The 22,677-nt window shown below is 29.6% G+C and carries 22 protein-coding genes and 1 tRNA gene; 1 reads left to right on the forward strand and 22 read right to left on the reverse strand.

All coding sequences use genetic code 11. The features are described from left to right. The 22 genes from BN3265_RS06050 to BN3265_RS06155 all read right to left on the reverse strand — a co-directional run bounded on the left by BN3265_RS06050 (nucleotide 1) and on the right by BN3265_RS06155 (nucleotide 21,662). Nucleotides 1-3,360: a penicillin-binding transpeptidase domain-containing protein gene (locus BN3265_RS06050; protein ID WP_058990644.1), complete on the reverse strand. Its 3,360-nt coding sequence runs from the start codon at nucleotides 3,358-3,360 to the stop codon at nucleotides 1-3. A gap of 11 nt (nucleotides 3,361-3,371) precedes the next feature. Continuing rightward, on the reverse strand, nucleotides 3,372-3,863 hold the full coding sequence (gene mreD / locus BN3265_RS06055; protein ID WP_058990645.1) for a rod shape-determining protein MreD: 492 nt from the start codon (nucleotides 3,861-3,863) through the stop codon (nucleotides 3,372-3,374). Between the two features lie 8 nt (nucleotides 3,864-3,871). Continuing rightward, nucleotides 3,872-4,702, reverse strand: a complete 831-nt coding sequence (gene mreC, locus BN3265_RS06060; protein ID WP_058990646.1) for a rod shape-determining protein MreC — start codon at nucleotides 4,700-4,702, stop codon at nucleotides 3,872-3,874. 2 nt (nucleotides 4,703-4,704) lie between these two features. Further along, complete coding sequence (gene mreB / locus BN3265_RS06065; protein ID WP_058990647.1) at nucleotides 4,705-5,718, reverse strand: rod shape-determining protein; 1,014 nt, start codon at nucleotides 5,716-5,718, stop codon at nucleotides 4,705-4,707. 9 nt (nucleotides 5,719-5,727) lie between these two features. After that, nucleotides 5,728-6,408 (reverse strand): RadC family protein, encoded by a 681-nt coding sequence (gene radC / locus BN3265_RS06070; protein WP_058990648.1) that lies wholly within the window; start codon nucleotides 6,406-6,408, stop codon nucleotides 5,728-5,730. Continuing rightward, nucleotides 6,401-6,919, reverse strand: coding sequence for a Gx transporter family protein (locus BN3265_RS06075; RefSeq protein ID WP_058990649.1), 519 nt, complete (start codon nucleotides 6,917-6,919; stop codon nucleotides 6,401-6,403). Before BN3265_RS06075 ends, radC begins: the two co-directional genes overlap by 8 nt. After that, the gene (locus BN3265_RS06080) at nucleotides 6,916-7,305 is read right to left on the reverse strand and encodes a NusG domain II-containing protein (protein ID WP_058990650.1); all 390 of its coding nucleotides are present in this window, start codon (nucleotides 7,303-7,305) and stop codon (nucleotides 6,916-6,918) included. Before BN3265_RS06080 ends, BN3265_RS06075 begins: the two co-directional genes overlap by 4 nt. A gap of 109 nt (nucleotides 7,306-7,414) precedes the next feature. Further along, entirely contained in the window at nucleotides 7,415-8,212 is a 798-nt protein-coding gene (locus BN3265_RS06085) for an RnfABCDGE type electron transport complex subunit B (protein WP_058990651.1), read from the reverse strand. A gap of 12 nt (nucleotides 8,213-8,224) precedes the next feature. Continuing rightward, complete coding sequence (gene rsxA / locus BN3265_RS06090; protein WP_058990652.1) at nucleotides 8,225-8,800, reverse strand: electron transport complex subunit RsxA; 576 nt, start codon at nucleotides 8,798-8,800, stop codon at nucleotides 8,225-8,227. An 8-nt stretch (nucleotides 8,801-8,808) separates the two neighbouring features. Further along, nucleotides 8,809-9,474: an electron transport complex subunit RsxE gene (gene rsxE / locus BN3265_RS06095; RefSeq protein ID WP_058990653.1), complete on the reverse strand. Its 666-nt coding sequence runs from the start codon at nucleotides 9,472-9,474 to the stop codon at nucleotides 8,809-8,811. A gap of 10 nt (nucleotides 9,475-9,484) precedes the next feature. Continuing rightward, complete coding sequence (locus BN3265_RS06100; RefSeq protein WP_058990654.1) at nucleotides 9,485-10,024, reverse strand: RnfABCDGE type electron transport complex subunit G; 540 nt, start codon at nucleotides 10,022-10,024, stop codon at nucleotides 9,485-9,487. Then, complete coding sequence (locus BN3265_RS06105) at nucleotides 10,017-10,955, reverse strand: RnfABCDGE type electron transport complex subunit D (RefSeq protein ID WP_058990655.1); 939 nt, start codon at nucleotides 10,953-10,955, stop codon at nucleotides 10,017-10,019. The genes BN3265_RS06100 and BN3265_RS06105 overlap by 8 nt, the downstream gene beginning before the upstream one ends. Nucleotides 10,956-10,966: 11 nt before the next feature. Next, a complete protein-coding gene (rsxC, locus tag BN3265_RS06110; protein WP_058990656.1) occupies nucleotides 10,967-12,283 on the reverse strand; it encodes an electron transport complex subunit RsxC in 1,317 nt (438 codons plus the stop codon). A gap of 64 nt (nucleotides 12,284-12,347) precedes the next feature. After that, nucleotides 12,348-13,004 carry a lytic transglycosylase domain-containing protein gene (locus tag BN3265_RS06115; protein WP_058990657.1) on the reverse strand — a complete coding sequence of 219 codons (657 nt, stop codon included), beginning with the start codon at nucleotides 13,002-13,004 and terminating at the stop codon, nucleotides 12,348-12,350. Next, on the reverse strand, nucleotides 13,001-13,591 hold the full coding sequence (gene coaE / locus BN3265_RS06120; protein WP_058990658.1) for a dephospho-CoA kinase: 591 nt from the start codon (nucleotides 13,589-13,591) through the stop codon (nucleotides 13,001-13,003). Before coaE ends, BN3265_RS06115 begins: the two co-directional genes overlap by 4 nt. Then, on the reverse strand, nucleotides 13,578-16,214 hold the full coding sequence (gene polA / locus BN3265_RS06125; protein ID WP_058990659.1) for a DNA polymerase I: 2,637 nt from the start codon (nucleotides 16,212-16,214) through the stop codon (nucleotides 13,578-13,580). The genes coaE and polA overlap by 14 nt, the downstream gene beginning before the upstream one ends. A 193-nt stretch (nucleotides 16,215-16,407) precedes the next feature. After that, nucleotides 16,408-16,494, reverse strand: a tRNA-Leu gene (locus BN3265_RS06130). A 52-nt stretch (nucleotides 16,495-16,546) separates the two neighbouring features. Continuing rightward, nucleotides 16,547-17,137 (reverse strand): phosphatase PAP2 family protein, encoded by a 591-nt coding sequence (locus BN3265_RS06135; RefSeq protein WP_058990660.1) that lies wholly within the window; start codon nucleotides 17,135-17,137, stop codon nucleotides 16,547-16,549. A 69-nt stretch (nucleotides 17,138-17,206) separates the two neighbouring features. After that, a complete protein-coding gene (locus BN3265_RS06140; protein WP_058990661.1) occupies nucleotides 17,207-18,469 on the reverse strand; it encodes a CapA family protein in 1,263 nt (420 codons plus the stop codon). 59 nt (nucleotides 18,470-18,528) lie between these two features. Then, nucleotides 18,529-19,845, reverse strand: coding sequence for a sodium-dependent transporter (locus BN3265_RS06145; RefSeq protein ID WP_058990662.1), 1,317 nt, complete (start codon nucleotides 19,843-19,845; stop codon nucleotides 18,529-18,531). A gap of 17 nt (nucleotides 19,846-19,862) precedes the next feature. Beyond that, nucleotides 19,863-21,185 carry a sodium-dependent transporter gene (locus tag BN3265_RS06150; RefSeq protein WP_058990663.1) on the reverse strand — a complete coding sequence of 441 codons (1,323 nt, stop codon included), beginning with the start codon at nucleotides 21,183-21,185 and terminating at the stop codon, nucleotides 19,863-19,865. Between the two features lie 120 nt (nucleotides 21,186-21,305). Then, nucleotides 21,306-21,662 (reverse strand): PaaI family thioesterase, encoded by a 357-nt coding sequence (locus BN3265_RS06155; RefSeq protein WP_058990664.1) that lies wholly within the window; start codon nucleotides 21,660-21,662, stop codon nucleotides 21,306-21,308. Between the two features lie 83 nt (nucleotides 21,663-21,745). On the opposite strand from BN3265_RS06155, the gene BN3265_RS06160 reads away from it, so the two are divergent. Next, complete coding sequence (locus BN3265_RS06160; RefSeq protein WP_058990665.1) at nucleotides 21,746-22,666, forward strand: diacylglycerol/lipid kinase family protein; 921 nt, start codon at nucleotides 21,746-21,748, stop codon at nucleotides 22,664-22,666. Nucleotides 22,667-22,677: the final 11 nt, after the last annotated feature.

The following is a 22,677-nucleotide window of genomic DNA, read 5'->3' on the forward strand; positions in this document are numbered from 1 at the left end:
TTATTCCCCTTCTACATTTTCTTGATTATTATTTTCTGTATTTTTATTAGTAACTAAACTTTGATCTTCTGGGTTTATTTTTATGTCAAAATATTTACTAATTACATCCCTTACAACAGGACCACAATTTACAGATGTATCTCCTTGGACCATAAAAACACTTACCGCAATTTCCGGATCATTATAAGGCGCAAAAGCTATCATCCAAGCATACGAATCATAATTACTTCCATCTGAGTTTTTGCCTTCAACCTCAGCAGTACCAGATTTCATTCCAATTTCTATAGGCATGTTACTAAAATCTCTTACATCTTTAGCCGCTTGTAAAGTACCATATTTAATGTCTTCTAAATATTTTTCATCTTTAATTTTTATTTTTGTTCGATCAACTTGATTTTTAAATAAAATGTCTTTAGAATTATGATTTGTAACTTTGTCAATTAAGGTATACTTATTCAAATAACCTCCATTTGAAAGAGTAGAAATCACCCTATTCATTTGAAGTGGTGTATATGAATTTTGTCCTTGACCTATTACAATATTTAGCATATCTGTAATATCCCATTCAGCCTGATTTAAAAATGTATATTTTATATTATCAGAAAGACCAGCTCTTTCGCCTTCAAGAATTTCTTCAGGCTTATATCCCATTTTATCCAACATTTTAATAAGATCTTTTCTACCAATAGATTTAGGCCTATCTGCTAATTTAACAATTTCTTCTATATCCTTATTAAAATCTGTTTTTGATTTTTTTGTTTTTTCTTTTAAATACTTATCTAAATTTTCTTCAAGATATTTTCTTAATAAAGATTTAGTTACATCTAATTTTTTCTCAGTTGAAGGAATATTTCCGCTAGATTCAATAGGAGAATTTATTTCAATTCCTGTTGCCCTATCAAGTCCTAATAATTCTGCTGTTTTTCTAATATCATTAAGCTCTAACTTTACACCGACACTTTTCCCATTTGATGGATTTTCTCCTAAAGCTAGAGTAAAGAAATAGTAGTTACAAGAAACTTTAAGAGCATCGTATAAGGTTTCTTCACCGTGTTTTATCCCATATTCTGACCAAGCCAAACAAGAAAATCTTCTATCTCCTATATCCAAGAATCCATTACAATAGTTTAATCTTTTTGGATCTAATCCTTTTTCTAAAGCTGCAAGAGATGTAACAAGCTTAAATGTTGATCCAGGCATAACTGAGGCTTGGCTTGCCATATTTAACATTGGTCTTGGAGCTAGTGCACTTGCATTTTCTGGTACTTGTAAACTTTCCCAATCAGTTTCTGATATTCCAGTAGAAAATAGGTTTGGATCATAATCAGGATAAGATACCATTGCCAATACTTCTCCCGTTTTAACATTACTTACGACAACAGATCCACTAAAAGCGTGACTAGCTATTTTTGCTGGAGTATAATTTCCATATTTCGACTCATAAGTCCTTCCTGTTCTTACAGAATCAAGCATTCTAGAAAGAGAATCTTTAGCTTCTTTTTGCAAATTAGCATCAATAGTCAAATAAACATCATTTCCAGGCTCAGATGGTGTTTTAGATAAAGTTTCAATTCTATTTCCTGATGAATCAACTGTAACTATACTCTTTCCATTTTTTCCCCTAAGTGTATCTTGATATGATTCCTCAATACCTGTTTTTCCAACAATTTCATCTCTTAAATAAGAATCCTTATTTACATACTTCTCTACTTCCTCATCTGTTGCAATTGGTCCCATATATCCTAAGACGTGACTTGCCAAGTTTCTATTTGGATATGATCTAATAGGAATTGTAGCAACGCTAATTCCCTTAGATTTTTCTATATTTTCTTCAATTCTTAAAACCGTAGACTCATCTAAATTATAAACCAAATTAATAGGTCTAAATCCAAAAGATCCTTGCCTATTAATTAAATTATCAATTGTCAATATTCCACAAGCCTCATAATCATTATTGATTTTGATATTTGATATTGACTTTATATAAGAAAGAATTTCTTTTGCATTTTTCTTTTTTAAACTCTTAACAACTTTATCCCTATTTTGGCTCTTATCCTTGCTTGCATAGTATTCAAAAAAGTCTTTTTTCCCTACATTAAAAGTGTAATCCCATTTACTAGGTTTATCTTCAGAAATATCTATTGAAGGATATACATTATTTGCCGCATTGGCGCTTTGTGCCAAATATTTAAATTTTTTATCTAAAATTACACCCTTTAATAAATTATGCTTATCGGCAAGATTAGCCAGTTCTTCAGCTGGATCTCCTGGTTGAGGATTTTTAAAATTAACATTTACTGAATAGATATTTTTTTTATCCTTACTTTCAGTTTTTACTTCAGTTGTAAAATTCGCATAAATCCCTTTATTTTCTAATTTTTCTATCAAAATATCAGCAGGTATTAAATATGAGCCGTCATCTTCATTTAGACTTGCTGATTTCAAAAATTCTTTTATTGAAGATTTTTTTACTATTTGATAAAAATCATCACTTGCTTTTGTTTCTAATTTTATTTCTGGATATCCATTATTTAAGCTTGCTTTTTTTTGAATAAATTTCTCATCAGCAGTCAAGCTGTAATCTTTTAAAATTATATTAGATTCAAGATTTTTTTCTTTTATTACCTCGTATGTTAAAAGTCTAGCTTGATTATTTTCTAATATATTTTTAATAACAGACTTATCTTCATTTATAGAACTAACAACTACATTAATAGGATCTTCATTTGTATTATGTCCTATTGATTTTAGCTTGTCCTTAGCATTGTCTTTGTAAACTACATTAAGTTCATTGTCTTTTTGACTAACTAGAACCGGAATATCAATTCCTCTTTTTTTCAAAGCAAGAAGGGCTGTTTTTAAAGTTTCATACTTAATCCCATCCTTGTTACTAGTAGTTTTTATAATTTCTTCCAATAAATTATTTTCAACTATTATATCTACAATTTTATCTTCAGGAGATTTTTCTTCTTTGAAATAATCTTTGGTGCTTTTGTATTGGAAAGAATTTAGCCTGATATCAAAATCATTTTGATAATTTACTCCTGCTTCTTCCAAAATATTTACTAAAGAATTTACAGCCTCTATCCTATCTTCATCATCCAAACTTGTAAGTTGATCTTTGTATAATTGAACAGCAAAAGATGGAACAGTTGTAGCTAGAACATTTCCATTTCTATCTAAAATATCTCCCCTGCTTGCAATTTCATCAACCTCTTGAACCTTTCTATTATCAGATAGGTCCCTATAATGCTCCCCTTGATTTATCATTAAAATAAATAATTTTATAAAAATCGCAAGAAACATTATGCCAAAGATTATTTGCAAAATAGTTAATCTATTTTCTTTTTGTTTTCTCAAATCTTACACCCCTATATCCTATATGTTGGAATATACATAATTTTTTTAATTATAAAATGATAAATAAAATAAATTAATGTATTTAACAAAGCCTCAACTAAAAGTGGTATAAATAAGTAATTTTTTATTACAACTAGGTCTGTTTTAAAAATATATGTTATTAAACTTACAAAAGCAAAATTTATTATTGTACATGCAAAAGTTAAAATCAAACCTGTATTTTTATCATTGTTAAATCTAAACTTTTTATCCCCAACAAAATGTCCAATTAAAAAATATGACAAGGCTCTAATACCTATAATATTTGAAAACATCAAATCTTCGAAAAGTCCTATGATAAGCCCAGCATAAGCCCCACTATTTGACCCAAGTGTAAGTGATAAACAGATGATAAAGGCGATTATAATATTTATATTAGCTCCAAATATATCAATTTTCGAAAATACACTAATTTGTAGGATAAAAGATATAAAAGCTATTATAAAAGTTTTAAATTTATTCATATATCCACCTACCTTCTAAGAATTAAAACCCTGTATAAATGGGTAAAATCTACTGGAGAATCAACTGTGACGTTCTTTCTCAATGAATCCTTGCTCATATTAACATTTGAAATTTCTCCCAAATATAATCCCTTTGGATAAACTCCTCCAATACCGCTTGTAATAAGAATATCAGAATTTTTAACATCACTTGAAACTTCTAGCATATATCCACTTATAGTTTTGTTTTTATAATCATCAATAACACCATAGTCCCCGCTTCTTGAGTTTATAAATGATACGTCATTTGATGAATTTTTAATAGTCTCAATCTTACTAGTATTTTTGTTTACCTTAACAACTTTACCAATCACAGCAGATGAATATTCGCTATCTCCAATTGCTTGCAATACTACATCATTAACTTTGATTCCATCTTTTTCACCCTTGTCGATAAAAAATGATTCTTGCATACTTTTTACATCTGAATTTATAACTTGAGCTTTCAAATATTGGTACTTTTCGTCCTTCAAAGCATCATTTTCAGCTTTCAAGAAATCTTTTCTATTAATAATCTCCATTAAATTTGCATTTTCCTTTAAGAGATTTTTATTTTCAATTTTCAATTTTTCTACTTCAGATCTTGTTTGTTTTGACCCAACCGTATCTTCAATAGCCTTAATAACTTCAGATGATACAGAATATGATATTTTATTTATAGGCCTAAAAATTGTATTCGTAATATTACTTCCAGCCTCAGCCAAACCATCAGTTAAACTTGAAATAAATATCAATAAGACCAACAAAAAAACTGTTATAAAAAAATATTTATTATTTTTTTTCTTTCTTCTATAAGCCATATTTACCTACTTTGAAATTTCAAAAATCTTTCAGGATTTTCCATTATTAAACCTGCACCCTTGATGGCATCAAATTCTGGTTTTTCAGAAACTTTTGCCTTCAAATTTGTTATTTTTTCAATATATTCTCTAAGACCTTTGACATTTGCCATCCCACCTGTCATCAAGAATCCATCATTTTTTATATCACTTGATAATTCTGGTGGAGTCTTTTCTAAAACTAAATAAATCATATCAACAAGCAAATCAGCATATTCACTGATACATTGAGCTATTTCTTCACTTTTTACTTTAATACTCTTTGGTTGACCATCTTTTAAATCTTTTCCCTCAATTTCCATAGCAATTTCTTTATCCTTTAATTTAAGAGATAACAATTCTTTTTTTATGATCTCTGCACTATTAAGGCCAATTTCAATTTTTTTATTTTCTCTTAAAAATGCTTGGATATTTTTATCAATATCATCTCCACCCATTTTTAAAGTTTTGCTAGAAACAATCCCATTAAGGCTAATTACACAAACCTCACTGGTTCCTGCTCCAAGATTTAAAGTCAAAATCCCTCTTGGATCTTCAGGACTAAGCCCAACACCAAAGCATGCTGCAAGAGATTCGTCAACCATAATCACATCCCTACTTCCAGCGTGCAAAGAAGCATCTTCAACTGCCCTTTGTTCGATGTCAGTAATTCCACTTGGCACACAAACAACAACCCTTGGTTGAATAACTGAAAAACCAGGATTTATTTTTTGAAAAAAATAATTTAACATTGCTTCAGTCAAATTAAAATCCGATATAACTCCATTTTCAATAGGTCTTTGTACTATAATTTCATCAGGAGTTTTCCCAACCATCTCTTTTGCCTCATGACCAATTGCCTTAATAGATTTACTTTGGTGGTCAAGGACCAAAACTGATGGCTCTGATATTGCTACTCCTTCGTTTTTCTTAAAAACTTTAATATCGCTAGTACCTAAGTCAATTGCTAGGTCTTCTGCCATAATCCTAAAATTCATCTTTATCTCCTATATAATATTCTCTTTTCTAAAACTAAAATATTCATTATTTCCAATAATAATATGGTCCAAAACACTTATATTCAAAATTTCACCAGCTTTAACTAGCCTCTCAGTAATTATTTTATCATTACTTGAAGGTTTAGGATTTCTACTTGGGTGATTGTGAACAAAAATCACAGAATTCGCACTTTTTCTAACTGCCCTTGTAAAACATTCCCTAGGATTAACTATAGAAGAATTAAGGTCTCCCGTAGAAATTAATTCCTTACTAATAATTACATTTTTAGTATTTAATAATATAGCATAGAAATGTTCTTTTTTTGTGTCTAAAAACATATTTTTCATCAAATAAAAAACATCATCACAAGAATTAATGCACTTGATTTCTTTGTTTATAATTTTTTCACTAAGTCTTTTACCAAGTTGTATAGCTGCAATAATTTTACTGGCCTTTGCAAGTTTTATTCCATCTATTTCACATAATTCTTCAATACTAATAGACAAAAGTTCTTCAGCAGAAAATTTATTTAAAATTTCTCTAGAAATTTCTATTGCATTTTTCTTTTTAGAACCAGTTTCAATTAATATAGCAATAAGGTCCTCATCACTAAGAACTTCATAACCATAATATTTTAATTTTTCCCTCGGTCTTTGACTAATATCTAAATCTTTAATCTTTTTATTCATTCAAAACACCAATTTTCTCTAAATGCTCAACAATAAAATTTGAACTTAAACCAACAAAAAATCCAGTAAAAATTCCTATAAAAACTAAAACTGGAAAATAATAAAACATCTTTATATTTTGCATAAAAAATATAGCCACAAAAATTTGACCCAGATTATGAAAAAAAGCCCCTATTTCACTTACACCAATAAGGGAAAAATCATCATCAACCTTTTTAAGCGAAAAATACATAGCAGTTGTAGAAAAAATAGCACCTACAAAAGAATAAAAAAAACTCATCACAGATCCAGTTATTAAAACCAATAAAAAAGATTTCAATATACTTACACAAAGAGCTTTTTTAAAGTCATACAAACAAATACTTACCAAAATAATTATATTAGAAAAACCAAGCCTTGCACCTGGAATTGGTACTGGCATAGGAATAGCTGATTCAATCAAAGAAACAGCCAAAGATAAGGCAAGTAAAAGTGCTAAATTTATATAAACTTTTAATCCATTATTTTTCATCCAACCACCTTATCAATTTCCTGATCATCTTTTTCATCATCACTTGAAATAATTTCTAAAATCAGCCTATGTGGAAGACAAACTATAGTCTCACCAACTTTTTCAATACTTGGCATATGAGTACAAATCAAATCCCTACAATTTGCCTCTCTCATCTTTACCTTGCCATTTTTTATTTCAACTATATTATACTCATCTTTATCAATTTTAATTTTAAAAGTTTTATCTTTATTTAAAGGATACCTGCCATATTCTTTTCCATTAAGCTCAACTCTCAAATAATTACCATTTTCATTTGACTTAAATTTTTGCACAAAAAAAGCCATGCCAATGCTTAAAAATAATAGTAATATGACAACCAATTTATCTCTTTTTTTAAATTTCATAACTACCTCTTATAAGAGTTTATCATTTAAAATAGATTGATGTCAATTTAAAAAATCCAATAAAAAATGACCACCGATTTATTTCGATGGTCAAATCTTTATCTTATTTTTACTCAACATCAATACATTTTGCAGGACATTTTTCAGCTGCTTCTTTTAATAGATTAAGATCTAAATTATCAGAAATTGTTTCTTTTGATAAGAAATTATCCATTGTAAATCCTTCAGGATAAGTTCTTGCACAAATTGAACAACCAATACATCCAACTTTACAATTTCCTCTAACATCTTTTCCTTTATCATGTGATGAACATTTTACAATTGCTTTTTGTGAATAAGGAACAAGATCAATTATATCTTTTGGACAAGTTTTAACACAAGCTCCACAAGCTACACACTTTTCCTTATCAACTACGCTTACTCCATCTACCATATGTATAGCATCAAATTCACAAGCTTTTACACATGATCCACATCCTAGACATCCATAATTACAAGCTTTTTTTCCACCAAATAGTGCAATTTGAGCCCTACAATCTTCAAGACCTGCATAATCATATAAGTCTTTTGCATTTTCGCAAGTTCCATTACATTTAACTACAGCAACATTTTTTTCTCCTGCTCCTGCAGATTCTACTCCCATAGCACTAGCAACTGCATCTGTTACAGATTGTCCACCAATAACACAAGCTGAAACTGGAGCTTCACCTTTTGCTATAGCATTTGCACATCCATCACAGCCTGGATATCCACAAGCTCCACAGTTTGCCCCAGGAAGAGCCTCTCTTACTCTTTCTACAATTGGGTCTGTTTCTACTTCAAATTTTTTACTAATAACACCTAATAGACCTGCTAGAACAAATCCTAAAACAGCTAATACAAGTGTTGGTATTAATATATTATTCATGACATTTCTCCCCTATGCTAATCCTGCAAAGCCCATAAAGGCAATTGACATTAGACCTAGAGTAATTAATGTGATAGGTCCACCCTTGAAAGCTTCTGGCAAGTCGTTATCTTCTATTTTTTCTCTTATAGAAGCTAATATTACTAAAGCTATTAAAAATCCTACTGCAGCTGCTGCTGAGTTAATTGTTGTTTCTAATAAATTATAGCTTTCATTTATATTTTTAATTGCTACACCAAGTACTATACAATTTGTTGTAATTAGAGGTAAATAAACACCAAGTGCTTCGTAAAGATTTGGCATTGATTTTTTCATAATCATTTCTACTGTTTGTACTAGAGATGCTATTACCAAAATAAATACAACAGTTTGTAAATATCCAATATTTAATGGATCAAGTATGTAGTATTGGATTATCCAAGTAATTATAGATGATAAGGTAACTACAAAAATTACTGCAGCTCCCATTCCCTTTGCTGTTTCTACCTTACTTGTTACACCAAGTGTAGGACAAATTCCTAAAAATTGTCCCAATACATAGTTATTTACAAAAATTGATGCAATAATAATTGAAAATAATTCTGACATAATTCCTCCTACTTATTATTTTTCTTCTTGTTTGAAATAGCTGCTGCTACTGCAAACATGATTCCTAGGATAATAAATGAAGATGCTGGTTGAATTAAAAATCCAATTGTATAATCTTCAGGAATTATTCTATTATCTAGTAATGTACCATTTCCAAATAATTCTCTTATAGCTGCAAGAATTGAAATAGCAATAGTATAGCCTAATCCTTGACCTATACCATCAACAATTGATGCAATAGGACCTTGTTGAGAAGCAAATCCTTCAGCCCTTGCAAGAATTATACAGTTTACAACTATAAGTGGAATAAAGATTCCAAGTGATTGGTCTAATGCTGGTAAATATGCCTTGATAATCATTTGAACCATGGTTACGAAACTTGCGATTACAACTATAAAAGCTGGAATTCTTACTTCATCTGGTATGAAATTTCTTAGTAAAGAAATTACTAAATTTGAAAGTGTGAGTACAAAAATTACTGCAGCTCCCATTCCTATTGCATTTGAAAGTGAAGAAGAAATAGCAAGTACAGAACACATTCCAACCATTTGTACGAATACAGGGTTATTTGAAAATATTCCATCTTTAAAAACTTTTCCCAAGTTTACAGATTTTTTCTTTCTTTTTTCTTTTTCTTTTTGAACATCTATAGGTTTTCCGGTTTGTCTTTCCATATTTATCCCCCTACTTAATATCTTTCAATACTTCACGAGCAGTATTTATACCATTAAGGATAGCATTGGTTGAATATGTAGCTCCTGAAATTCCTACAATTTCATTTTCAGATCCAGCTTCAGATGCACCAACTTTTTCATCAATGCTTACACCCTTAACTCCATCTTTAAACCAATCTTCTTCCATTTGAAGACCAAATCCTGCTGATTCAGAATGTTTTAGAGGGCTGAATCCTGTTAATTTATTTTCACTGTCAACTCCAACTATAAATTCGATGTCCCCACCGTATCCACCTTTAGAGTTTACATCAAACACATATCCTTTACCTCCGTCAGCTTTGTAGACTCCTTTTACAGATTCAGGAAATTTTCCTTTTACTTCTTCAAAGTCTTTTCCATCTGGATAGGCAATCTTTAATGATTCATTTAATTTTTCTTGTTCAGCTTTTTTAATGATTGGTTCTGTAACTGAATTTGTAAAGGCCAATACCAAAGCTGATACAGCTGTAATTATTAATAATTTTATTCCTAATTTTAATGCTTTATTCATCTTTTGCCCCTTTATTAGCTACACCAAATACCTTAGGCATTGTCTTACTATCTATAAGAGGAACTAACAAGTTCATTAGTAAGATTGAATAAGAAACACCTTCTGGATATCCACCAAAAACTCTTATAAGTGAAGTGATAAGACCACAACCAAATGCAAATATTATCTCACCTTTTTTGGTAACTGGACTTGTTGTATAATCTGTTGCCATAAAAAATGCCCCAAGCATTAAACCACCTGATAATAATTGTTCAAGTATTCCATCTACAGATTTATTAAATACCATTAATAAGATAGCTGTTGTTAATATGTATACTGCAGGTATTCTTAATGAGATAACTTTTCTAAATACTAGGTATGCTGCTCCGATTAATATGGCGATTGTTGAAACTTCTCCGATACAACCTCCCATATTTCCTATAAACATATCTAGTAAGGCTGGTTTTTCTCCACCTGATAAAACTGTTGCTGCTGATACTGCAGAAACTTTTCCAGGTGCTACATAATTTGACATATTTTTTGACCAAGATGCAAGTAAAAATGCTCTTGCTCCCAAAGCTGGGTTTACAATATTTTGTCCTATTCCACCAAAAAATTGCTTACAAATAACTATAGCAAAAACTGCACCTATTACTGTTTGCCAAACTGGCATTGTAACTGGAATATTGTAGGCTAAAAGTAAACCTGTAACTACGGCTGATAAATCACTTATTGATGATTGTCTTTTCATTACTTTGTTAGATATAAATTCTGCTATCACACAACTTAAAACTGATGCTATCATCAAGATTAAAGCTTTCATTCCAAAGAAATAGATTCCTACAAGACCTGTTGGAATGAGGGCAATAATTACATCTAACATTTCTTTAGTAACAGTTCTCTCGCTTCTCATATGAGGAGAGGATGATACTAATAATTTTTTTGCTTCCATTTATTTCTCCTCTACTTTCCTGCTTGACGAATTTGTCTTTTTCCAAACCTAATAGCTTCAACTAAAGGTCTTTTTGATGGACAAATATATGAACATGATCCACATTCTATACAATCAAGTATATGAAGATCTTGAGCCTTATCAAATTTTTCTTTTAGTGAAAATTTATGTATTAATAAAGGCATAAGTCCAACTGGACAAACATTTACACACTTAGCACATCTTATACAAGGATTTGTAATTGGTGCCTTTGATTCTTCTTTGTTTAAAACTAATATACAGTTGCTAGCTTTTTCTACTGGTTGATTTGTATTTGGTTGGGCAATTCCCATCATTGGTCCACCATTTATTACTTTTCCAGCATCTTCTGTTAGTCCACCAGCTTCTTCTATCATATGTTCAAAGCTTGTTCCAATTCTTACAAGAAAATTAGATGGATTTTTGACACCATGACCTGTTACTGTCATATATCTTTCTATTAATGGTTTTCCATAATAAACTGCTTCATAAACTGCGTTAGCACTTGAAACATTTGATACTATTACTCCAACATCCATTGGGAGTCCACCTGATGGAACCTCTCTATGTAATACGGCATTAATAATTCTTTTTTCATCTCCTTGAGGATATTTAGTAACCATGGTTGCTACTTCAAGTTTTGATGAATTTTTCTTTGCCACTGCCTTTTTAACTTTTTCGATTGCTTCTGGTTTGTTATCTTCGATTGCTATAATTCCTTTTTTAGCATCCACTGCTTTTACAAGAAGTTCTAAAGCATCAACAATAACTTCTGCTTTTGTTTTTAAAAGTAAATCATCGCAAGTAACGTAAGGTTCACACTCTGCACCGTTTATAATAACTGTATCAACTGGTTTATTTGGTGAATATTTAATATGTGCAGGAAAAGCTGCCCCTCCCATACCTACAAGACCGTTTTCTTTAATTACCTCAACTATTTTTTCTTTAGTAAGGTTTGTAACATCTTTTCTTTCGTAGTTAATTTCTTGGTCATAGCCTTCAGTATCGATTACAACAGCCTTACTGTTTTTTCCAGATGCTGTTTGGATATCGATTACACTTGTGACTTTACCGTTAACTGATGAGTGAATATTAGCAGAAAAATTACCTACGGCTTCACCGATAAGCTCTCCTATTTTTACTTCATCGTTTTTCTTAACTAAACATTTGCTTGGAGCTCCAATATGTTGAGTAAGAGGAATTGTTACAGTTTTTGGAATTTTTGCAACAATTAAGTCTTTATTTTCACTTAATTCCTTATACTCTGGAATTTTAACTCCATTGTCAAATGACAAATTTTCTAGAGCCATAATCTCTCCTTTCATTTAATACGTATATAAGCATTATAAATTATTTGAAAATATTATTCAATGTTTAGAGGACATCAAATAATATTTTTTTAACAAATTTCTTATAATTTTTTATAGCAAGTTTTTTTCTATCCTTTAAATCATTTTTACTTGGAAGGCCTTCATCATAAAAAACTTTCATTAAATCATAATTTGAATTTATTTTTATTACATATTGTCTTGTTTCTTCTGTTGGAATTTTTGTAGGATCTGGATCGTGCCTATCTATTTTTTTATCAGCCAACCACTTATCTACATTTCCTATCCCACCATTATAGGCTGCAAGGGCCAAATCAGTATTGTTATAATATTTATTCAAATAATTAAAATAGCCTACTCCCAAATTTAAATTATAATCAACATCTTTTAATTTATCAGGATAATATTCTTCTCCAATTATTTCTGCACTGTGTTTTGCTGATGAATCTAAAAGTTGCATTAGACCCTTTGCATTTTGATTTGAATGTGCTTCGTTATCATAGTCACTTTCTACTTTTATTATTGATGCAACTAAAAGCGGATCAACATTGTATTTTTCTGAATATTTTTTTATTTCATCTTGGTAGGCGATTTTTTGCCTTGATGTTTGGTAGGCTACGATTGAAAAACTTATTATTACAACCATTACCATTGCCAAAACTATTATTCCTATTATTTTAAAAATATTTTTTAAAGCTTTCATATTTTCTCCAAATTTTTTAAAGCTATTTCTACTTTTTTTTCTAAATCTTCTAAACTTGTGCTATTATCGAAAATAAGGTCTGATTTTTCTTTCATTGACAAATAATCTTGACTTTCTATTTTTTTTATTGCAAATTCTCTATCAATTTTATCCCTCTTCATAAGCCTTTGTATTTGTACTTCTCTTTTTGCACAAACTAGCCGCACATAGTCGCAAGGAAATTTTTCTTTCATCTGAAAATATAAGGGAATTTCTACAAAAATATTTTTATCCTTGCTTTTTTCTATTAAATAATTTATATAGGAAATTATATTTTTGTGGGTAATTTTATTTATTAATTCTCTTTTTTTAGGATCATTAAAAATAATCTTAGCAAGTTTTTTCTTATCAAGTTTATCCCCATCAAAAGCCTCGTCAAAGGCCTTTGATGATAGAATTTCCTTGTAATTTACTTGATCTTCTTCTAATAATTTCCTATTTATTTGGTCACTATCTATTACCTTGTATCCTTTTTTTCTCAAAATTTCCGAAAGGGAAGATTTTCCACTTGCTATAGTTCCTGTTATTACGATTTTATTTTGATTCATACATGCTATCTCCACTATCTATGTCAACCAAGAGTGGTACTCTTAGTTTTACTGCTTCTTGCATGGATGATTTTAATATTTCCTTTGCTTTTTCTAAATCATTTTTACTTGCTTCAATGATTATTTCATCGTGGATTTGCAAGACTATTTTTGCATCAATCTTTGATTTTTTTAGATTTTCGTATGAATTTATCATGGCAAATTTGATTATATCTGCTGCTGATCCTTGGATTGGAGTATTTAAAGCGACTCTTTCTCCAAAACTTCTTACATTAAAGTTTTTAGAATTTATTTCTGGAACATATCTTCTTCTATTAAATATGGTGTTTACATATCCATCTTCTTTGGCCTTTTTTACTATATCTTTCATATATTTTTTGATTTCAGGGTAGGTATCAAGGTAGTTTTCTATATATTCCTTAGCTCTTTTTCTTGGAATATTTAAATTTTGGCTTAGGCCATAATCGCTTATTCCATAAATTATCCCAAAATTTACAGCCTTTGCTTCACTTCTTTGTAATTTTGTAACCTCATCGATTGGTGTATCAAAGACTTCTGAAGCTGTTTTTGTGTGAATATCAATACTATTTGAAAATGCTTCTTGCATTTTTTTGTCATTTGCAAGATGAGACAAAACTCTTAATTCGATTTGTGAATAATCTGCATCAATTAAAACTCTTCCTTCATCTGCCTTGAAGGCTTTTCTGATTTTTCTGCCTTCTTCGGTTCTAATTGGTAGGTTTTGTAGGTTTGGTTCGGTTGATGAAAGTCTGCCTGTAGCTGTAACATTTTGCTTAAAGGTTGACCTTATTCTTCCATCTTCATCAATACACTCTTCCAAACTTTCAAGATAGGTTGATTTTAATTTATACATCTCCCTGTATCTTTCGATTTTTTTGATTATTGGGTGTTTGTCCCTAAGCTTTTCCAAAACTTGAGCGTTTGTAGAATATCCAGTTTTTGTCTTTTTTATAACTGGAAGTTCTAAATCTTCAAACAAAATTTTTGAAAGTTGTTTTGGTGAATTTATATTAAACTCGCTACCAGCAAGCTCATATATTATTTTTTCCAAATCTTCAAGTTCGATTGAAACTTCATCTTTAATCTTTTCAAGCTCATTTTTATCACAGACAAAGCCAGTTATTTCCATATCTGCCAAAACTTTGGATAATTTTATTTCACAATCCTTATAAAGATCATACATAGAAAGCTCTTTTAATTTTTGGGTCAAAATATCCAAACTATCCTCAATTGCATTTACAATTGAAGCTAAGTATTTGCCAAGATTTTCTGTTTCTAAATCCTTGTATGATTTTTTATTTTTTCCCTTACCAAGCAAGTCTTCTTCATTTGAAACTTCATATTTCAAAAAAGCCTGACTAAAAGTTTTTAAATCGTAAGAAGACCTGGAAGGATCTATAAGATAGTGCATAAGCATGGTATCATCATAAGGAAGGGATAAATTTATCCCAAGCTTATCAAATAAAACAATATCTTCTTTTATATCAAAAGAAACTTTTTTAATCTTTTCATCTTCAAAATATTTTTTGAAATTTTCAACAAATTCATCATTTGCATCATAAATATGGGTTCTTGATGAAGGTGTTTTTATTCCAATTTTAAAAGCTTTTGAATGGATATAATTTTCTCCTTCATAAAGACTTTTAAAATAAAATATTTTCTCTTTTTCTATATCATTGGTTAAAGAAAAATCATCATAGACAAATGAAAAATCTAAATCTTCCTTTTTTTCTTCACTTGTATCTTCAAACTTTTCCATAAATTTATTAAAATTATATTTTGAGAATTTTTCTCTCAAAGATTCCAAGTCTGGCTCTTTTACCTTTAAATCTGAAATTTCCATACCAACAGGAGCATTTGTTACAATAGTTCCTATTTTTTTGGACAAAAAGGCAATTTGTCTTGAATTTTCTAGATTTTCCTTGGTTTTTTTACCTCTTATATCATCTAAATTGTCATACAAATCTTCCATAGACCCATATTGTTTTATAAATTTAATGGCAGTTTTCTCACCAATTCCATCAACGCCCGGAATATTATCAGACTTATCTCCCATCAGACCCTTAACATCAATTAATTGCTTTGGACTAAGGCCATAATCTTCTTTAATTTTTTCTTCGGTTATTTCTTCCATTTGAGAAATTCCCTTTCTTGTAAGATAGACAATAACATCATCATTTACAAGTTGAAAATAATCCTTATCACCTGTAATAATTACAGTTTCAAGTCCCTCATCTTTTGCAATTTTTGAAAAAGTTCCAACAATATCGTCAGCCTCATAACCATCTATATCCAAATATTTTACATTTAGTGAATCTAAAATATCTTTTAAAATTCCAAATTGATAATTTAATTCGTTTGGAGCCTTGTCCCTATTTGCCTTATAATCTTCAAATTCCTTGTGCCTAAAAGTTTTTGTTTTTTTATCAAAAGCTACCAAAATATAATCAGGCTTATACTCTTCAACAGCCCTAAAATACATAGTCAAAAATCCATAAACGCCATTGGTCATAACCCCATCAGCATTTGTAAGATTAGGAAGGGCAAAAAAAGCTCTAAAAATCAAACTAGATCCATCAATTAGCATTACTTTTTTACTCATATAAATCTCCTTTCTATTAGTATAACACATTTTATTTTGCACAAAAAAAGTAAGTAGAAAAATCTACTTACTTAAAAAATATTTTAAAATTCTATTTTAAATTTATGCTTGCACACACCTTACCCACAAAAAAACATTAAAAAAAGCCATACCCCTTGGTATAGCTCAAATATGAAAAAAATAAAAAAATTAATGGTGCTGGTGGTGGGACTTGAACCCACACGTTCCGGAGAACAACAGAGTTTGAGTCTGTCTCGTCTGCCAATTCCGACACACCAGCATTAACATTACCTTTACATTATAACACCATTAATCATCATATGCAAATTTTTTTACATTTTTCTTAAATCTTTGAAATCAAAACTTAATTTTTCTAGATTTTCTCTAAATTTAAATCCTGTTTTTGAAAAATAAAATTTTAAAGTAAAAATCGAAGTAAGAACTCCAATAATTATTCCACAAAAAACATCCGATGGAAAATGTACATACAAATATAGCCTTGAAAATGCAATTAAAACAGCAAGTACACTTGTAATTATTTTTAAAGGTGTAGATTTCGAAAATAACAAAATAACTGTAAGCATACAAAAAGAAATTGCAGAATGACCAGAAGGAAAGGATGAATCTTGTGGTTTTAAAACTAATAATTTTATTCCATCAACAATTTCAAAAGGCCTATCTCTTCCAACAGCAGGTTTTAAAATTAAATTTACAATTATAGTATTTACCAAAAGACAAATAAGCATTAGTTTTCCTAATTTTTTGTATTCCTTACTTGTCAAAAAAATCAAAATCAATAAAATCCAAAATATCCCCATATTCCCAAGAGCAGTTATAGTAGTCATGGTTTTATCCATAAGAGGACTTTTCAAATTTTGTATTAGATTTAAAATTTCAATATCTATCTTTGTAATAAAATTCATAATTTCTCCTTTTTCTTAGGTTTATAATACCATATAGGAGAAAAATAAAAAAGACTGCACATTGCAGCCTTATTCTACTTTAGTATTTATAGTTTCTGTAATCATTTGATCACAAGTTTTTATTCTTTCTCTTTGGCTTTCATCTACCTTGTTATAATATTTTCCACCTTTAAGAAAATCTTTTGTTCTAAAAACTTTTGCCAAATATCCATATTCATCATTCCAATGACCATTCCAAATTGGATAAAAATCTACCTGACCGAGTCTTGCCTTTCCAGTTTTTTTATCTTTTAAAATATCAATATCAAAAGCAACTGATTGTTCAGTTCTAATATCTCCCAAAACTTCATAAGATTGACACGAAACAAAATTTCCACAAGAATAAGCAATATATCCCTCTCTACCGTCTTTCGCTTTATATCTTTCAGCAGGTTGACTTACGTGAGGGTGATTTCCAATTACTAAATCCGCTCCCCAATCAATCATATCTCTTCCAAGTTTAATATGTTCATCAGTAGGATAAGATTGGTATTCAACTCCCCAATGAGGATACACAATTATTAAATCAGCATTGTTTTTCTTTGCCTCTTCAATATCTGATTTTATTTTTTCAGAATCCAGATAATTTATTATTTCTTCAGGCTTATTTTTTTCAATCACTCCATCAAGTCCATTTACCCCATAAGTGTAGGACATAAAAGCAACTTTTAATCCCTTAACATCTAGATAAATAAACCTATCTCCTCCAGCCTTATGTGTTCCAGCATGTGCCATCCCGTATTCATCCATGGCATCAATTGTATCAAAAATACCTTCTTCAAAAGAATCAACTGAATGGTTATTTGCAGTTGATAAAACATCAAAACCAGCTTTTTTAATATCCCTAATATATTCTTTTGGTGTTGTAAATTGAGGATAGCCTGAAGGCTCTCGAGTTTTACTTACACTAGTTTCAAAATTTCCAATACTTAGATCTGAGTCTTTGACAAAGTCTTTTATATAATCAAATTGGTTTGAATAATCGTACTCACCATTTCCATAATTTTTGGCATAATCGTTTTGGTCCATATGGGCCATCAAATCCCCAAAAGCCTTAATATTAATTATCTCATCTTTTGTTTTTTTATCAAATTTTTTAGGTCTTTTCTTATCAATTGCAATTATATTTTCATCAGCTAATTTTTCTGATTTTTCTTCACTTGAAACATTTTGACTAATTTCATTTGAAAAAATTTTATTATCAGAATTATTTTTAAAATCTATACATGAAGATAGGCTTACTGATAAAATAAAAATTAAAACAAGTGATAATATTTTTTTAAATCTTTTCATTCCTACTCCTTATAAAATTATATATTTTAATTATATATTTTTTTATAAAAAAAGTCATATTAGAATGAAATTTGATATCTTATTGCAATTATACAAAGAATTACTGCAAGTGGAACATATAAATATCTTCCCAAATTGTACCAGCCATCTCCGTGTTTCTTTTTGGAACTTTTATTTATTTCATCAAGTAAATCTTCTTTTTTCATAACCCAAAACCATGAGATTGCTCCCATAATTGCAGAAATTGGTAGGATATAAATTGTTACAAAGTTCATCCAAACTCCCCATTTTGCTATTGGATGTAAAAACAATCCACAAATAAATACTATTGCCATTAAAGCTATCAAAACATGGATTCTCTTTAAATTTTCAAATTTTGATGTTATTGCTTCTACAACTGTTTCAATCATAGATTGAACTGACAAAACTCCTGCAAATACAATTGCTATATATAAAATTATTGCAAAAACTCTTCCACCAGCTATTTCTTGTAAAACTTTTGGCAATACAACAAATATTAGTTTTGGTCCTTCTGATTGAGAAAATCCAAAGGCAAAAGTCGCTGGAAGCATTACAAAAGTTGATAGCATAGCTGCAACAGTATCAAGGCCAGAAGTTATTGTTGATGAGTGAACTATATCTTCACTATCTGGAAGATATGAACCATAAACAACCATAACTGTTGAAACTATTGATAAAGAGAAAAAAGCTTGACCCATTGCTGCTATCCACAATCTTATATCCATTAATTTTTCAGGCTCAAGACTAAAAATAAATTTATATCCTTCAACAGCCCTATCCAAAAAAGCTATTCTTATGGCAAGAATTATAAATAAAACAAAAAACAAAGGCATCATAAATGAGTTTGTTTTTTCTATTCCCTTTGTTCCATAAGCCAAGCTTAAAAATACAATAATAATTAATAAAAAATGTTCTTTTGCAAGAGCAAAATCATTTGTTGAAATTGATTCAAACCAAAGATTTGGATCTTGTGTCAACAAAGTTCCACTTATTGAATCAAGCAAGGCTTTAAGTACATAAGTTATTACAACCGTATATCCAATTGCGAGTAAAACTACTCCAACTAGAGGAATCCATCGTAAAACTCTTCCAACCCCTTCTTTATTTCTTGATTTCCATACTTCCTTAAAAACTCCCATAGGGCCCGATTTATATTTTCTTCCAACTGCACTTTCTGCAGAAAGCCCTACACGTCCAAATAAAAATACAAAGAATAAATAAGGAATTAAGAAAGATAGTCCCCCGTTCATTCCTATTTTATAGGGAAAAGCCCAAACGTTGGCAAGTCCAACCGCACTTCCAACGCAAGCCATGATAAATCCCCATTTGTTAGTAAATTTCGAATTGTTTTCCATTATTATCTCCATTAAAATTAAAATGTAACCTTAAATACTAAGGCCAAAATTGATAAGCCAATGGCAATTGGAACATAAATATATTTTCCAATTTTATGCCATTTTTCTCCAACTTTTTTCTTTGCCCCACTATTAATTTCTTCCAACTGTTCTTCTTTTTTCCAAAAATAAAACCAAGTTATAGCACCGATTGATGCTCCAATTGGAATTATATAAATTGAAACAAGATCCATCCATGGACCCCACTTTCCAATTGACTCCATGTTCATACCAACTAAAAATGTAATAAGACCAATAATTATCAAAGCGTGAGCCCTTTTAATTTTTTTATACCTATGAATTATTGATTCTACAATTACCTCAAACATATTTTGTAAAGAAGAAATTCCTGCAAAAACAACCGCAGTATAAAGAATTATAGCAAAAATCCTTCCACCCTTTATATTTTGAAGAATTGTTGGCAAAACTTCAAATAAAAGACCCGGTCCACCAGCTTGAGAAAGTCCAAAAACTAAAATAGATGGAACAATTACACAAGATGATAAAAGGGCTGCCAAGGTATCAAAAAAAGCAGTTGATTTCGTCGCTGATAAAATATCTTCTTTTTTATCAAGATATGATCCACAAACAATCATACCACTTCCCGTTACAGAAAGAGAAAAGAAAGCTTGTCCCATTGCATTAACAATAGTATTTAATGACAATTTATCAAAATCAAATCTAAACATATATTTATAACCTTCAAGAGCATTTGGTAAGGTTAAAATAAAAATTGCAATAATTAAAAATAAAATAAAAAATGCAGGCATCATAATTTTATTAGATTTTTCGATAGTATGAGCACCTTTAATACAGGTTAAAAGCGTTGCTAAAATTATAATAAAATGGTAAAAAACTACAGAATAATCCTTATTAGCAAAGGATTCAAACCAATCTTTAGTATTTACAACCATAAGTTCTCCCGTAATAGAATCAACTAAGGCTTTTAAAACATATGAAACTATAACAGCATAGCCAATTGCAATAAATAAAGATCCAATCAAAGGTAAAATTCCTATATTTCTACTAAAAAATGAATGAGATTTTTTATTATTTTTTGAATTTAAGGCATATTCATAAGAGCCCAAAGTTCCAGTTCCAGCTCTTCTACCTATTGCAAATTCACTTGATAAACCTACATAAGCAAAAAGAGCTACAAAAACTAAATAAAATAATAAGAAAAACATTCCACCATCTTGGAACTTATAAGGAAAGCCCCATACATTCGCCATGCCTACGGCACTACCAACAGCAGTCAGGATGAAACCCAACCTCGATGAAAATTTTTTTTCTTTGTCCATATTTAACTCCTTTTTACTTTAGCACACCAAGGTGTTGGTGTCCTATTGAACTTGTTTCATTATATCATAAATCTAATATTTGTAAAACAAATTTTTAAAAGAATTTAAATATAAAAAAAATTACAATTTCATAAAAGTAAATCTTCCAATTGCAATCAATTTTTTCCTATCATCAAACACATTACAATCAATATTAATAACTTTTCTTCCAATCTTTTTTGCCATACATTTCGCATACAAAAATTCAGTGTCCTTGCCCGCTCTTAGAAAATTTACATATCCATCACTTGTGACAAATTCCCCATCAAAATATTCAGAAGCCTTCTTGCCACAAGCAGTATCGATCAAAGACATGGTAACACCACCGTGAATAATTTTATTTATATTCAAACAATACTCCCTAATAGGAATTCTTGTAATAAGATCTCCATCATCATCTTTGACATATTCCATTTCCAAATAATCAACAAAATTCATAAAAAATCCTTTCTTTATAATCAATTATAATAATTCACAATAAATACTTTATTCATGATATAATAATTTACAAGGAAAAAATTATGAGAAAAATTTTATTTATATTATCGTCTAAGGCAGGAAAAACTGAATTCGATATTAGCAAAAAAGATATAGAAAAAATATATAAGAAAAAAAATTTAGAAGAAAATATAGAAATAATAAAAACAACCTACCAAAATCACGCAATAGACGCTGCAAGCAACTTTATTGAAAAATATAAAGATTTAAAGAAGACAATTATTGTAGGTGGCGGCGACGGATCCTTAAATGAAATTTGTAATGTAATTTATCAAAAAGATTTGGAAAATACAAGTCTTGGTCTAATTCCCATGGGAACAGGCAACGATTTTTCAAAAAACTTCTCCTACAAAAATTTCAAAATCGAATCATTATTAAATTTAAGAGATGAAAAAATAGACCTCATCAAAGTCAATGATAAGGTAGGGATAAATGTTTTATCGCTTGGATTTGATACGGTGGTTTTAGAAAAAGCCTACGAATATTTGAATAAAAATCCAAATTTAGGAAAAAAAGCATATATACTTGGAGTTTTTAAGGCAATGAAATATTTATCATACAAGGATTTATCCTTTGAAATTTTAGATAAAGATAATAAAAATATAAAATTTGAAGATGAATTTTTATTAGCTGCAATATGTAATGGTGGATATTACGGTTCAGGATTTACTCCAGCTCCAAGCGCAAAAATAGATGATGGAATTTTAAATTTAGTCTACGCAAAAAAATTACCAAGTTTATTGTTACCATCATTAATTATAAGGTACAAATTTGGTTTGTTAGAAAATTCAAAATATTTAGATGAAATAAAAATTAAAAAAGGAAAAATAAAATCAAAAGAAAATATTTTAGCAAATATTGACGGGGAAATTTTTAAAAGCAAGGAAATCAATTTTGAAATTTTAGAAAATTCCCTCAGCTGGACTTATTTTGATAAGCAATAAAAAATCCCTCC

Origin of the sequence: Anaerococcus rubeinfantis, from assembly GCF_001487145.1 — a bacterium.
Taxonomy (GTDB): Bacteria; Bacillota; Clostridia; order Tissierellales; family Peptoniphilaceae; genus Anaerococcus; species Anaerococcus rubeinfantis.